Origin of the sequence: Paenibacillus sp. EKM301P (assembly GCF_011800295.1) — a bacterium.
Lineage (GTDB): Bacteria > Bacillota > Bacilli > Paenibacillales > Paenibacillaceae > Paenibacillus > Paenibacillus polymyxa.
The window spans coordinates 70325-83595 of sequence record NZ_JAALFM010000004.1 but is presented as its reverse complement, the minus strand read 5'-3'; the positions used below and the strand labels follow the sequence as shown (position 1 = coordinate 83595).

General features: G+C 43.3%; 15 protein-coding genes and 2 tRNA genes. 8 read left to right on the top strand and 9 right to left on the bottom strand.

The window, feature by feature from the left end; translation table 11 throughout:
* Positions 1-41 precede the first annotated feature (41 nt).
* The 4 genes from HFD99_RS11750 to HFD99_RS11735 all read left to right on the top strand — a co-directional run bounded on the left by HFD99_RS11750 (position 42) and on the right by HFD99_RS11735 (position 3332).
* Positions 42-716, top strand: coding sequence for a Crp/Fnr family transcriptional regulator (locus tag HFD99_RS11750; protein WP_039276986.1), 675 nt, complete (start codon positions 42-44; stop codon positions 714-716).
* A 75-nt stretch (positions 717-791) separates the two neighbouring features.
* Positions 792-1604, top strand: a complete 813-nt coding sequence (locus HFD99_RS11745) for a DNA alkylation repair protein (protein ID WP_016819651.1) — start codon at positions 792-794, stop codon at positions 1602-1604.
* An 89-nt stretch (positions 1605-1693) separates the two neighbouring features.
* Entirely contained in the window at positions 1694-2104 is a 411-nt protein-coding gene (locus HFD99_RS11740; RefSeq protein ID WP_017425900.1) for a DUF4183 domain-containing protein, read from the top strand.
* A gap of 91 nt (positions 2105-2195) precedes the next feature.
* Positions 2196-3332 carry a hypothetical protein gene (locus HFD99_RS11735; RefSeq protein ID WP_016819649.1) on the top strand — a complete coding sequence of 379 codons (1137 nt, stop codon included), beginning with the start codon at positions 2196-2198 and terminating at the stop codon, positions 3330-3332.
* A gap of 124 nt (positions 3333-3456) precedes the next feature.
* On the opposite strand, the gene HFD99_RS11730 is transcribed toward HFD99_RS11735, so the two are convergent.
* Both HFD99_RS11730 and HFD99_RS11725 read right to left on the bottom strand, forming a co-directional pair.
* Complete coding sequence (locus tag HFD99_RS11730; protein ID WP_039276979.1) at positions 3457-5439, bottom strand: AraC family transcriptional regulator; 1983 nt, start codon at positions 5437-5439, stop codon at positions 3457-3459.
* 101 nt (positions 5440-5540) lie between these two features.
* Positions 5541-6419: a radical SAM/SPASM domain-containing protein gene (locus HFD99_RS11725; protein WP_039276977.1), complete on the bottom strand. Its 879-nt coding sequence runs from the start codon at positions 6417-6419 to the stop codon at positions 5541-5543.
* 169 nt (positions 6420-6588) lie between these two features.
* Here HFD99_RS11725 and HFD99_RS11720 point away from each other — a divergent pair, with 169 nt between their 5' ends.
* Genes HFD99_RS11720 through HFD99_RS11710 form a run of 3 tightly spaced genes read left to right on the top strand, consistent with a single transcriptional unit; the run spans position 6589 to position 9018 of the window.
* Positions 6589-7368, top strand: a complete 780-nt coding sequence (locus tag HFD99_RS11720) for a helix-turn-helix domain-containing protein (protein WP_039276974.1) — start codon at positions 6589-6591, stop codon at positions 7366-7368.
* Positions 7365-8030, top strand: a complete 666-nt coding sequence (locus HFD99_RS11715) for a GNAT family N-acetyltransferase (protein WP_039276971.1) — start codon at positions 7365-7367, stop codon at positions 8028-8030. The genes HFD99_RS11720 and HFD99_RS11715 overlap by 4 nt, the downstream gene beginning before the upstream one ends.
* Positions 8014-9018, top strand: coding sequence for an alpha/beta hydrolase family protein (locus tag HFD99_RS11710; protein ID WP_016819642.1), 1005 nt, complete (start codon positions 8014-8016; stop codon positions 9016-9018). Before HFD99_RS11715 ends, HFD99_RS11710 begins: the two co-directional genes overlap by 17 nt.
* Before the next feature lie 86 nt (positions 9019-9104).
* On the opposite strand, the gene HFD99_RS11705 is transcribed toward HFD99_RS11710, so the two are convergent.
* From HFD99_RS11705 to nrdR, 3 genes are all read right to left on the bottom strand, one after another.
* A tRNA-Lys gene (locus tag HFD99_RS11705) sits at positions 9105-9177 on the bottom strand.
* Positions 9178-9188: 11 nt separating this feature from the next.
* A tRNA-Ala gene (locus HFD99_RS11700) sits at positions 9189-9264 on the bottom strand.
* 130 nt (positions 9265-9394) lie between these two features.
* Entirely contained in the window at positions 9395-9862 is a 468-nt protein-coding gene (nrdR, locus tag HFD99_RS11695; RefSeq protein ID WP_013370366.1) for a transcriptional regulator NrdR, read from the bottom strand.
* 105 nt (positions 9863-9967) lie between these two features.
* Here nrdR and HFD99_RS11690 point away from each other — a divergent pair, with 105 nt between their 5' ends.
* On the top strand, positions 9968-10192 hold the full coding sequence (locus tag HFD99_RS11690) for an alpha/beta-type small acid-soluble spore protein (protein WP_013309613.1): 225 nt from the start codon (positions 9968-9970) through the stop codon (positions 10190-10192).
* A gap of 119 nt (positions 10193-10311) precedes the next feature.
* Here the strand turns inward: HFD99_RS11690 and HFD99_RS11685 are convergent, their stop codons facing one another.
* From HFD99_RS11685 to mutM, 4 genes are all read right to left on the bottom strand, one after another.
* A complete protein-coding gene (locus HFD99_RS11685; protein WP_019686848.1) occupies positions 10312-10875 on the bottom strand; it encodes a lytic transglycosylase domain-containing protein in 564 nt (187 codons plus the stop codon).
* The gene (gene coaE, locus HFD99_RS11680; protein WP_016819640.1) at positions 10872-11468 is read right to left on the bottom strand and encodes a dephospho-CoA kinase; all 597 of its coding nucleotides are present in this window, start codon (positions 11466-11468) and stop codon (positions 10872-10874) included. Before coaE ends, HFD99_RS11685 begins: the two co-directional genes overlap by 4 nt.
* 10 nt (positions 11469-11478) lie before the next feature.
* Positions 11479-12282 carry an MntP/YtaF family protein gene (locus tag HFD99_RS11675; protein WP_016819639.1) on the bottom strand — a complete coding sequence of 268 codons (804 nt, stop codon included), beginning with the start codon at positions 12280-12282 and terminating at the stop codon, positions 11479-11481.
* 111 nt (positions 12283-12393) lie between these two features.
* Complete coding sequence (mutM, locus tag HFD99_RS11670; protein WP_016819638.1) at positions 12394-13224, bottom strand: DNA-formamidopyrimidine glycosylase; 831 nt, start codon at positions 13222-13224, stop codon at positions 12394-12396.
* Positions 13225-13271 lie beyond the last annotated feature (47 nt).

Below are 13271 nucleotides of genomic sequence, written 5' to 3'. Positions count from 1 at the left end.
TAGTTGATTCTTTATACTCGATGTAACGAAAAGGAGAACATATGAATAGCATTCAATACTTATCCCAATTCAATTTGCTGCATAGTCTCTCACGAGAAGATTTGATTGAAATGGATCAAATGACCTCCATTACGACTCTACCAAAAAATACATTTATTCAAACCCCAGATACCTTTTCCGAAGGGCTTTATTTTGTGAAGAAGGGAAAAGTACGTCTATATAAGCTAAATGCTGACGGGAAGCAATTTACTTTGGATATCCTCAATGAGGGGAATGTATTTGGTGAAATGGATATGATTTCATTAGGGACAAGGGATATGTATATAGAAACGATAGAAGAATGCGATATCTGCCGGATGGACAAAGACCGCTTTGAGCATTTTTTAATACAACATCCCCGGTTTATGATGAACATGATCAAGGTGCTAAGTGACCGAATCTCAGGAATGAGCAGTCTGGCCCAGCATTTAGCCTTGGGAAATTTACAGGATAAAATTTTATATGTTCTTTTAAAATTATGCGATCAATTTGCCCTTCAAAGGCATGATGAGTATTACAAAATTGATTTCCCGCTTTCTCACCAGGAAATAGCACATTTGGTTGGAGCCACCCGTGAGGCTGTAACAACCGCTCTACAGGAGCTCGTCAAAGAAAGGGTCATTAAGACCGGCTTTAAGACAATTTACATCCATCGCCAAAAGCTAGTGAAGTTGTAAGCTACATTACATCTTTCCTCCTGACAAAAGAATTATCGTATACCTACCAGCAAATATACGATATGGAGTGATGAAATGCTACACCGCAAAGGGGCTCGCAAAAGAACAGATATCCCTACTGATGTACTTCAATTGCTACAACAGGGACAACTTGAGACTGTGAATCTTACCGAATGGCTGGCTGTAGATCATATTCTACTTCTGCGGAACGCTCTTGATGAGTTTGGATTGCAGCGATCATTCAATGTCTTCTTGACTGAATTGGATCATCTGAAGGAAAAAAAGATCATGAAAATAATACCCGCAATAGCACAAGCATGGCTTCATGTGTTTGAACAACAAACGTTGGAAGAGCGTACTCGTATCTTTGACGCGATGGCCTCTCATCTTTCAGATAGCATTCGCTGCTGGGCTGCCTACATCATCGGGGTAGATTCCCGTTTAAGTCTAGAAGAAAAATTAGCTGGTATTCGACCATTTGCAGCAGATTCCCATTTCGGAGTACGTGAAATTGCCTGGATGGCAATGAGAGAACCTATATCCTTGCAACTGGATGAGGCGCTTGTGCTGTTAAACAGCTGGATGCGAAACAAGGATGCTAACATACGTCGTTTTGCTATAGAATTAACCCGGCCACAAGGCGTTTGGGCCAAACACATCCCTGAACTAAAAGAACATCCCGAGTTAGCCCTTCCACTTTTGGAAGTGGTTCAATCTGACCCAGTCAAATATGTTCAAGACTCGGTGGGCAATTGGCTGAATGATGCCAGCAAAACTAACCCAGAATGGGTAATTCAGGTATGTGATACATGGCTGTTGGCTTCAGATACAAAGGAAACGAAGCGAATAGTAACTCGGGCACAAAGAAGCTTGAACAAAATGAAATAATCTGGAGACTCCTCCCCATCCAATCCATAGCTAGAATATTTACATAAACTATGAGATACATCTGGAATATTAGGAATGGAGGAATTCCTATGTCTATTATCCGAATCTATCTGGAAGCAGACAGTGTTGTATCTGGGAACATTGCCATCACCACGAATATAAATGTCACTCCAATTGTCAATCGGTACACAGCCGTTGTTGTGCTCGGCAACATCCTAGGGGGAGTGACCACCATCCCGGCACAAAATTTTACGAATGATAGTGGGACTTCAGTTGCGGCAAACAGTCTGGTGGTTCCGACCAGTAACGGTTACTACAATGTATTCGTGAATGGAACGTTGCAGCGAGGCGGATTAACGACACTTTCTCCTACTAATCTAATCATAAATACTGGCTTGTTAGTTGGCGCTACCGTAGTTATTGAGGTGATCAATTTCAACACCAGCGCTTCCTCAACATCTGTCAACAACGTCACCGTAACGACCACAATAAGCGACTGAGCTACGTAAAACAGGACAAACGCCTCTTTTTTATAATTTAATAAAAGGGTAAAATTACCTTTATAAATATGAAACAAAGGGAGTTATTTCCATGCAATTCAGTTTTGCCTATTTTCGATTTTATATTATTGCACTTATAGCACTATTCATTCTTACCAGTTGCAATTCCAAAAATGCTGTAACTACAGTCCAAATGAATTCTAATGTAGACAATGCGACTCATAATACAGCCGTTGTGGACAAAGAAAGTCAACCTGTCCCACACGTCACAGAGTCGTCAGCTCATACCGTTACCTCGGATAAGGATCTTGTGGCTCTCACCATTCCCGCTGGCTGGCGTAAATTTAAACAAGGACAACTGGATTCAGTGCTTAGTGTTTGTGACAAAGAAAAAAAGAACGTAGGTCTGGTTTTCCGTGTCCCCAAGTCAGCTTTTGCAAATAATATGACGCTCGACGAATTCGTACAGCAACGTGAAGAAATCTCCGCACTGGGCCTAGAAAACTTTAAGGCTGTGGATACTACCCCAATCCAGATTGATTCCACAACCGCTAGAACAGCCGATTATAGTGGGAATTTCCAGGGCCAACAGGTCTATTACTTCAGTGCCATGTTTGAGAGCAAACAGCATTATCTTCAAGTATTGATCTATTCAAGGGGAGGCTCAGCTATAGAAAAACATCACAAATTTGCGACAATAGCCAGCTCCTTAAAAATATTAAGCGACTCACAAGTGGAGCCTGATCTTCGTTCAACAACTATTTTAAAAACTTTTAAAAGCGAAGATGCCCAGCAACGAATCCGTCTCCCTTATGTATGGAAGGCTGGTTTAATTCTTAATCCAGATGCGTTAATTCAAGCCTGGTATGAGAAAAACGATGCGTACATGGTGGTCATCAAGGATTGGAAATCTGAACTACCTTATGAGAAATCCTCAATGATCACATTAAAAGAATACGCTGAGTTTTCAGCTCAATTAGTACTTAAAAGGTCTGGAAAAGGGATAATATTGACGGGACCAATAAAGGTCAATATTAACGGGAATCAAGGCTTGCAATACGAAGTATGGACAGAGAACGATAAAGTGAAAGTTGTATATTTAATCACTTATTTGGAGCATATCGATTCTTTCTCTCAAATTATTTTTTGGACGAGAGCTGATTATTACGATAATCAAAAATCTGAATTTCAAAGATACACCAAAACATATAGAGAAGAAGAAATATAGACATGACAAAATCCGCCAAACACTTAGAAATCTTTGTGTAAAGCGGATTTTCTCTATGTGACTATCACAGCTTGAAATCCTAAAAACTTCTCCATATTAAAATGGAACTATATCACCTTAATTCTTATCTTTTGTGGGCTAATAAGAGATTAACTATAGTATCCAGTTGAAGCTCCAGCGAATAGGGATCTTCCATCACAAACTCATCCCCTTTATCGCTGAATGAACCGTACATGTACACCTGTCCTTTTTTTACAGCCGGAAGACCCTTCCATAGCTCGCTATGTAGAATCTGATTGGCCCCTTCATCTTCTGAGCCATATACAAAGATGTGATCTCCCATATACTCGGGTAAAACCTCAAGCGAAATATTTTCAAATCCTTCTTTCATATTCATTGCTTTCTTAGTGGGTGGCAGCTGTAGCATTTGATATATGGTTGGACTTCCGTAGTTACCGCCTTTCGCCGCTAAAACATAGATTGATTTATTGGCGACTTGTACGATCGAAACCGTCTCTCCATCTTTAATGATACCGTCAATTTTAATTCTAGCCTTTGCAACTTTCTTCTCATATTCAGCAATCCACTGCTCGGCTTCTTTCTGCTTACCAAATATTTCACTGATTCTGCGGAATTTATCCAGTGGTCCCGCTGTAGATTCACCCTCCCAATACGGCAGGAACACAGTCGTTCCTACTTTCTGGTAGCTGTCGATGTTCTTTTCAATTGAGCCGATAATTAAATCCGGTTGCAGTACGGTCAGTTCCTCCAAATCCATAGGAAAATCCCCGAGATCTTTGATTCCGGCTAACTTCTCTTTGGGATATCCCGATTGATCAATCCAAGCCTCATTCAACATAAAGCTTCTGACCCCTACAGGTATAATCCCCAGTTTTAAAAGATGACCCATATACTGATCCGATGCTACTCGTTTCGGGTTAGCAGGTACTTCCACATCGCCTTTTAGTGTCTTAACCGTTCTGGTCTGTGCTTGTACTGCCGCTTGTCCATCGCTGTTGGATGATGTCGCTGTATGATTGGCTTTCGTTTGCGAGCTTCCATTTGTATTCGTCGGAGCTGAGCAGGCTCCCAGCATCAATGATAAGCACAACATGATCATCATTGCTGTAATTTTGCCTCTTCCGTGCATGAATAAATCCCCTTCCGCATGATACCGATATTGATAATCAATATCAGTATAACGGGTGAAAGCTGTCCGCTGAAGGGCATATTTAAGCTTCGTTTGGGGCATATCCTGATCTTGCGCCTGGATATGCTGCTGCCGTTCTTTTTTGAATCGTACAGGAGATAGTCCCTTATATTTCTTGAAGCTGCGACTTAATGAATGAGCATCTGGATATCCCACACGCTCTGCGATCTCCTGCAAAGTGGCATCCGTCTGCATTAGCAGCTCTGCCGCTCGATTTGCCCGTATCTGGCCCAAGTAATGAATTGGACTGGTATGCATTTTACTTTTGAACAGCCTTGATAAATATCCGGTACTGCACTCTAGCTCCTCCGCAATGGACTCTAGTGTTATAGACCGACTAAAATGCTCACAAATATAAGTTACAGCTTGCGCTACCAAGTCAGGTTTAAGGGGCTGAATGCCTTGTCGATCCAATTGATGTAACAATTCGAAGACAAAATGATGAAATAAAGCTTTGACGTGCAGTTTACCAAGTCCCGATCCCTTATGCCATTCTTGCTCCAACAGCTTCACTTTATCATACAGGGGCAGCGGGTAATGAGGTGCGAAAGCATACTGATTCTGAAAAGGATTTCCCTTTTCCAGCAATTGTGCGATCTCCTTCCGACCAGGTAGGGCCAAAGTTGCCTTGTACAGAATGATGTAATATTCAAGCACATCCTCCGTCATGACGCTCAGGCACATTCCTTTTCCCCCATGCAGGACATGAAAACGATCCACCCTATGAACACTGTCATCTAACCATACCCGCGCACTTCCGCGTACAGTATATAAAAACGCACTGACCGGAAGTCTGTAGTTTCGCAATTCTTCCCCTTTATCCATTTTCTTATGGCGAACATCCATCACTTGTATAAACACATGATTCCACAATAAAATGTGTTCGTTCAACTTCATTACTACCGCTCACCCCCCATCCAAATATAAGAAAAAGCCCTGTAAAGGGCTATCTTTTTTTGTGAACCATTCAATTGTCGCTTGGATTTCCACCGATATGATTAGGTTCCAAATCGTTTGCGATACCCACACTTTCGGCACAACTCTTCCACTGCTTCTCTCTTGGAGAATCCAAAGTACAGACGGTTTGCACGCTCACCTTCCACGATCTCGGAAAATGTTTGCTCATGCACATTTCCTAAATTAATGACGCCTTCTCCATCAAGACAGCAAGGGACCACTGTTCCATCCACCAAAACCGCCGCTTGACTGCGAAGCGCATGACAAAAGCCTTTTCCGTCATCTTCTGGTGCACTCAGGCTAGGCCATTCAAATTCGTAGTCTTGATTCAAATATACATTGGGGGCGATTTTGACCCCACTGCCCGGCATTACTTTTTCTTCAATCCGATAGTCCAGCCCAAACTCTTGCTCCAATTGCTCCAGTGTCTCGCGGTTGCGCTGACGCTGCACATTAGTCAAATTGTCTTGAGTCAGGTTCCAGAGACGGAATGAAATAATGACATTGTGCTTCACAGCTTCTCTGACAAACGTGAAAATATGACCCAAATAACCTTCTCGATCCACAGAACCTTCATGCCCGTCAAAACTATGAAGAGAAAAGTTCATCTGCCGTAATGCCGGCTGACCAAGCAGCTTATGTCCGGTCTTCGGCAGCAAGGTACCATTGGTGGTAATGTTGACCTTTAAGCCTTTCTCATGCGCACTCTCCAGCAAAAGATCAATTTTGGGATGGAACAAAGGCTCTCCTTTGACATGCAGATAAATGTAATCCGTATGCGGCTTGACCTGATCAAGCACATTCCGAAAGACTTCCGGATCAATAAATTTTTTGACACGTTGTGTCTGAGGGCAAAAACTGCATGCAAGATTGCAAATGCTTGTTATCTCAATGTATACCTTCTTAAATGTCTTCAACATAATTTCCCCATTCTAACCTTCATCCTGAACATTTGGTTTATGCACACTAATCTTATGATTATAACGGGTTATGAACGAGAGGTAAACTCTGCGGATATTTTCTATTGACCTTAGGTCTGACCTAAGGTTTATAGTGAAGTTATTCAATTATCAAGAAGGAGACCTGTCATTGAAAAAACACATTACGATTAGTCAGCTTGCTCAGCTCATGAATGTATCTGTACATCAGCTGCGGTATTTTGAAGAAAAGGGTATCCTTTATCCGTTATACACAGATGAAAATCAATATCGAATGTACGGACTTCATGAAATTTATCAACTTTCCCATATTTTAATGCTACGTAAATTAAATATCCCTGTCGGTCAAATTGAAGAATGCATGACTTCCTACACGGCCGATGATTACAACCAGCTTTTAGAACATTCGTTACAGAAGGTACAGGATGAAATCGCTAACTTAAAGCTGCTCGAACAGTTTATTCATAAAGTGCTAAAAGAACATCATAACCTTACCCGGCAAAACAATGAGTATCGAATCAAGCTTTTGGATACTCGACATTTAAAGCTTTGGTTTGCATTGGAGAGTGATCAAGAACTCACGGCCAGGAATCTATTTGAGCAGCGGCCTGCACCACCACAATTATTTGAAAATGATCTACATTATCTATCTGATTCTGGACAGGTGAAACTATATTATGAAACGACATCAGGAGCATCTGATTATATTCTGGAAGAAGGCGGCTATCTTTATAAGCACTTCTCTGCCACTGAAGACGCTGAGATCGAACACCAAGTCCAACAACTGGAGCATTATGCGACCCAACATCAATATGAATGCCTAAGCAAGGTCATTGTGGTGGAAAAATCCTATCTATCCATATTCGACAGCAACGAGCTGCAATATGAGATTCAAGTAAAAATTTCTGATGTGCAGGAGGACGTTACATGAGTCCACAATCCTATGACATTGTTGCTTATCAAGAGCAAGACCATGAAGCCGTATGTAAGCTCTTAGTGGAATCGTTTAAGGCAAAATTTCAAGCTCTTGTTACTTTGGAGGATCAAGATATACAGCGTTTATTAATGCAGGTTTGGGTTCAACATCCTGATTCTACATCTGGGAAGCAATTTGTGGTTAAAGAGAACGAAGATGTTGTTGGTGTCCTTTCGCTCAAATGGAAGGCTCCCTCCTCTTCACTTCCTAAAACAAATCTCACTTCTTTGGCTTCGCTTATAATACAGTTTGGCTGCTTCAATGTATTTAAATTTTTGACAGGCATGTATGCGCTGGACTATAAACCTGCCATAGATGAGTGTTACATTGATCATTTGGCGATTCGCTCAAGTCATCGCAATCAAGGGATCGGGCGACGTTTTCTAGCTTTCGCACAGCAGTTTACGGTTGAATCCGGTTTCCATGCGTTGACACTTCATGTAGCACATCAGAACCGGCAGGCTATCCGCTTGTACCACAATCTAGCATTTGAAATTGAGCAGTCTCAATATAATTATTGGCGACATTTTTGGTTCAAGGAGCCTGTATGGCATCTAATGAGCTGGAAAGAACGAAACTGCATTCGAGGAGAGAACAGCATTGAAAAAAACATATAAACTTACCCTTGGTATTGCGGCAGGTCTGGCTGTTGCCTTGATATTGATTGTTTTATATCAAAATTCCTACAAGATGACGGAAGAAAAAATACAAATTGCAACTCCCAAAGGAGTATTAACAGGTACACTGGCTTTGCCTAAAAACTACTCGGGAAAGGTTGGATTGGTTGTTTTTGTCCATGGAGATGGTCCAATCAATGACACCTATGATGATGGATACAAACCACTGTGGGAAAGGTTTGCTTCTAAGGGGTATGCTTCCTTATCCCTGAATAAGCCCGGTATTAACCGCGCTCCAGGCGATTGGCTGGAGCAAAGTATGGAGGACCGGGCACAGGAGATTCGATATGCAGTTGACTGGGCCAAAACCTTACCGATGATTGATAAGCACAAAATCGGCCTTTGGGGAGCCAGTCAAGCAGGCTGGGTCATTCCGAAAATCGTTAAAGAGGAGCATGATATTGCATTCAGCATCCTTGTATCGCCGGCTGTGAATTGGATTACACAAGGGCAATTTAACACAAAAAAAGAGTTGGAACAAGCAGGAGCTAGCCCGCAGCAAATTAAAAAGAGACTGGACTACGACCATAAGGTTCTACAATTACTGAAAAATCATGCTTCCTATGAAGAATACCTAAGCATAGCCAGTCCTAACGATATCATTTCCAAAGAAAGATGGAGCTTTATAGGCAAAAATTTTCGTTCTGATTCTACGGAAGAATTAAGCTACTTTAAATCTCCTGTACTCTTGGTTCTGGCTGGGAAAGATATAAACGTAGATGTAAAAGACACTGAGCGAGTATATCGCCAAAAGATATCTCCAGACCTGCTGTCTGTTATTCATTTGCCAGAAGTTGACCATTCCATGATGAATGAACAAATCGCGCATTCCAAGTCCCTAACCTTCTTAACCGCCGTATTTGCCCCCAGACAATTGGTAAATGATGATTATCTACAAATTCTCGCCGATTATGTTAGTCAGCGTTAAGCTTGGAACTGCTGTATACTCTATTAGACCGGGAATAGATATATAAACAGCAAAAAAACGGCATTTCTGCCGTTTTTTTTAAAGGATGGACTCTCAGGGACTCGAACCCTGGACCAATTGATTAAGAGTCAACTGCTCTACCAACTGAGCTAAGAGTCCATATAAAATTATGGTGGAGCCTAGGGGGATCGAACCCCTGACCTCATCGCTGCCAGCGATGCGCTCTCCCAGCTGAGCTAAGGCCCCGTCTCATGTAAGTTAATTAACGTTTCAAGCGACTTCTATATCATATAAAATATTCGACCCTGTGTCAATACTTTTATAAAAAAAATATTAACATCTTCCCGCCACGGCCCTAAAAAGATACAGTCAGCGATCAGTCGCTGTCTGTATCTTTAGATAACAGTGTTTTCAGTTCCTTCATAAACATATTGATGTCTTTGAACTGCCGATAGACGGACGCAAAGCGTACGTAGGCCACTTCATCCACAGGATAGAGCTGTTCCATGACCAGCTCACCAATCTGCTGGCTATCCACCTCTGTGGCTGCCGTGTTGCGAATGGCGTTCTCCACCTGAGATACAATCAGATCGAGCTGCTCGACTGATACTGGACGCTTCTCACAGGCTCGAATGAGACCGCGCAGCATTTTATCACGGCTAAACTCTTCACGGCTGCCATCTTTTTTGATGACCATCAGTGGGGTCTCTTCCACCATTTCAAAGGTGGTAAAACGCCTGGCACACTGTTCGCATTCGCGGCGGCGTCGGATGGACTTATTATCATTCGCTGGTCGCGAATCCAACACTTTCGTGCCGTTGTAAGCGCAATACGGGCACTTCATAATCTCATCACTTCCTTTTTCCAATAAATTCCCGAAGCTTTTTAGTAATAATTTTGTCGAAACGGATCATAATATGTTTACCACGTCGCGAGGAGGTGAACAACAATGGCACAAGGAAACAATGGCAACTCCAACAACCTGGTAGTCAGCAGATCCTCCGGTGCTCTGGAGCAAATGAAATATGAAATCGCTCAAGAGCTGGGTATCAGCATTCCTCAAGATGGATACCAAGGTAACATGACTTCCTATGAGAACGGTTCGATCGGGGGCTACATCACAAAACGCCTCGTAACGATCGCCGAACAACAATTGGCAGGACAATACCAATAATCTCGGTAATAATGAAGAAGTAATACGAAAAAGTGTAGGGATAGGCTGCTAAAAACAGCCTGTCCTGCGCTTTTTTTCATTTTAAAGCGAAAAGGCTCATGTTGTCATTAACCTGTCACTTAAAACACATCATAAATTTTTGTATATTGCCTGTAGTAGTAGATGACTCGCTGTACATAATGCCGTGTCTCACCAAAAGGGATTTGCTTAATGGACTCTTCTTTGCCATCCCACACCCCCTGATCCAGCCATTCCTGAACTTTACCTGGACCAGCATTGTAAGCAGCTACGATGACCACAGGATTATCCTGAAACTTCATAGACAGGTTATGCAGATACCAGGTACCCAGCTCAATATTGGTGCCGGGCTCGTGCTTGACACTGTCCAGCGGGACCTTTTGAATCTGAGCACTCTCCATAATCCAATTGGCCGTGTTCGGCATAATCTGCATAAGCCCCAGCGCACCCTTGTGTGACTGCTTGCTGGTTTTAAAATTTGTTTCCACACGGATAATAGACGCCACCAAAAATGGGTCCACTTCATAGGTCTGTGAATACTGCCGAATCTCATCCTTATATTGAATCGGGTAAAACCAGGACATCCAATTCGAGTTGAGGAACAGAATCAGGACAAATCCGACAAACAAAATGAGCAGGACTCTTTTCTTACGTAAAATGTTCATGCAAGTCCCTTTCGCTGCCAAAACTGATCAATTTGCATCTGCGTCTCAGACTGTGTTCCGCTATTATCAATAACAATATCAGCTAAACTTTTTTTCTGCTCGATATCCATTTGTGCAGACAAACGAAGCTCGGCTTGCTCTTCTGTCAGACCGTCTCTGAGCATCAGACGTCGGAGCTGAACATCACGTGGTACATATACAACCATAATTTCCTCGTACAGGCTCTCCAGCCCAGACTCATACATTAACGGGATATCTGCCAAAACAAGCTTGTCCGGCTGCTCCCGTTCATAAGCTTCCATGCGCAGACGCATTTCCTCACGAATAGCAGGATGCGTAATATCGTTAAGTGCCTGTCGCTGTACAGGATCTCTGAATACAATCTCTCCCAGTCTTTTGCGGTGCAGGGTTCCGTCACTGTTCACTATAGCTTGTCCAAAATGCTGTATGACCGCCGCCAGCACAGGATGCCCCGGAAGCATAACTTCCCGGGCAATGGCATCTGCGTCGATCAGCAGCGCACCCTTGGCGACCAAAAGAGCCGACACGGTGCTTTTTCCGGTAGCGATCCCTCCGGTTAATCCGATATTCATGCTCTTCACCTCATAACAGCTTCAATATACCCATCATAATCAGTAATAATGCCGGCAATACGCCGAGCGCCTTCATAAATCGAAATGCTGACAGGAAGAACCCTGCCTTCATACCAGCAATCAAAAATACACCACTGAATAACGTAATAGCCAGCGCAGTAGACAGGGGCTGAAAACCAAGCATGGCTGCACCTAAGCCCGCTCCGAACGCATCGACCGATAATGCAATACCTAACCAAACCGCTTCGGTAGCAGATATACTGCCGGAACGGTCCATATCCGCAGCAGACGGGCTTCGAAGAATCCGAATAACAAGCCCCCATTTGCGGAACTCCAGCGAAAATAACGTTCGCTCCTCCTGCTGTAGCTCCAAAGAAGTCTCTGTCGATAGATCTCTTCCTGAGCTGGTTAGAGACTCTGTATTGGCATTCTCAGCACTTTTTTTCTCCGCAAGAGCTGATATATGCCCTGAATCTGAATCAACCTGTTCCGTAAGGTGCAGATCCCGAGGGACTTCCGCTGTTTCTTCCGTCAAATCTTCCTTGCGTTGCAGAGCCTGAATCAAAGAGTAACAGCCGATACAGATCAGAATGACAGCACCGAAAACCGTCGTATATACAGGAGACAGGACACGGGATAGTAATGCGCCGAGCTGCATGGATATGCCGATCACCAAACCTGAACATACGGAGATGATAGCAATCGACAACAATGGAATTTTCATTTTGCGCAGACCATATGTAACACCGACTCCGAAACTGTCCAAACTTAGCGCAAATGCCAGTAACAGCAGGGCTCCCCAATGATTAGCCACTCCAATTCCCTCCCATTGCGAAGGCTGGGCCTTACAGCAACCGACTCCCTTCGCAGTATTGGTACTTGGAACAATATATGAGAGGGGTGGGCTTGGGGTGACTGTGCCTGTTTAGCGCAAAGGCTGGCAGACCGGGCAATGATGTGTGCCACGTCCAGCTACGACGGATTTTTCGATCAATGTACCACAGTTAATACAAGGCTTCGCATTACGTCCATAAATTTGCAACTGATGCTGAAAATCACCCGTTTTGCCCTGTCCGTTAACGAATGATTTGATAGACGAGCCACCAACCTGAATCGACGCGCCCAGCGTGGAGACAATAGCTTCATGCAGTACGCGAAATTGGCTATCCGTTAGGCTTTTGGCTGGCTGTGCCGGATGAATCCCTGCCTTAAATAACGATTCATCTACATAAATATTCCCGATGCCTACCACATATGACTGGTTTAACAGCGCTGCCTTGATCGAAGTCGAACGAGTTCCAACAGCGGCACGCAGCATTTCAGGTGTAAAAGCCTCGTCCATCGGTTCCAAACCGAGTTTATTCAGCGGCTTTTCCAGCAAATCCTGTCCTGCCGGAAATAAGTGCATTGTACCAAATTGGCGCACATCCTGATAACGCAGCTCTGTACCATCTTTAAAATGAAAGATGACATGGGTATGCTTTTCCACAGGATCATCTTGTGAATACAATCCATAGCGTCCTTCCATTCGAAGATGGGAGACAAGCACTAGCCCGTCCAGCAAAATCCGCAGAAACTTACCGCGTCTTTCCACCCCAATAATCCGGTGGTCAGCCAATTCCATCGCAAATGCGTGGATATCATCGGGACGTTGGATAATACGCGGCAAATTTACGGTTACATGATCTATATGTTTATCGACGATTAGCTCGTTTAGTGTTCGTTTAATGGTTTCTACTTCCGGTAATTCCGGCATGATGTCTTCACCTCACCCTATATTATAACGGAAGCAACGTCAAATTG

Excerpts from the sequence above, each read along its gene's own strand:
- HFD99_RS11725 (WP_039276977.1), bottom strand. The coding sequence starts at position 6,419 with ATGTTGAAGACATTTAAGAAGGTATACATTGAGATAACAAGCATTTGC.
- HFD99_RS11740 (WP_017425900.1), top strand. The coding sequence starts at position 1,694 with ATGTCTATTATCCGAATCTATCTGGAAGCAGACAGTGTTGTATCTGGG.
- HFD99_RS11685 (WP_019686848.1), bottom strand. The coding sequence starts at position 10,875 with ATGAACATTTTACGTAAGAAAAGAGTCCTGCTCATTTTGTTTGTCGGA.
- HFD99_RS11690 (WP_013309613.1), top strand. The coding sequence starts at position 9,968 with ATGGCACAAGGAAACAATGGCAACTCCAACAACCTGGTAGTCAGCAGA.
- HFD99_RS11715 (WP_039276971.1), top strand. The coding sequence starts at position 7,365 with ATGAGTCCACAATCCTATGACATTGTTGCTTATCAAGAGCAAGACCAT.
- HFD99_RS11745 (WP_016819651.1), top strand. The coding sequence starts at position 792 with ATGCTACACCGCAAAGGGGCTCGCAAAAGAACAGATATCCCTACTGAT.
- coaE (WP_016819640.1), bottom strand. The coding sequence starts at position 11,468 with ATGAATATCGGATTAACCGGAGGGATCGCTACCGGAAAAAGCACCGTG.
- HFD99_RS11750 (WP_039276986.1), top strand. The coding sequence starts at position 42 with ATGAATAGCATTCAATACTTATCCCAATTCAATTTGCTGCATAGTCTC.
- nrdR (WP_013370366.1), bottom strand. The coding sequence starts at position 9,862 with ATGAAGTGCCCGTATTGCGCTTACAACGGCACGAAAGTGTTGGATTCG.
- HFD99_RS11730 (WP_039276979.1), bottom strand. The coding sequence starts at position 5,439 with ATGAAGTTGAACGAACACATTTTATTGTGGAATCATGTGTTTATACAA.
- HFD99_RS11735 (WP_016819649.1), top strand. The coding sequence starts at position 2,196 with ATGCAATTCAGTTTTGCCTATTTTCGATTTTATATTATTGCACTTATA.
- mutM (WP_016819638.1), bottom strand. The coding sequence starts at position 13,224 with ATGCCGGAATTACCGGAAGTAGAAACCATTAAACGAACACTAAACGAG.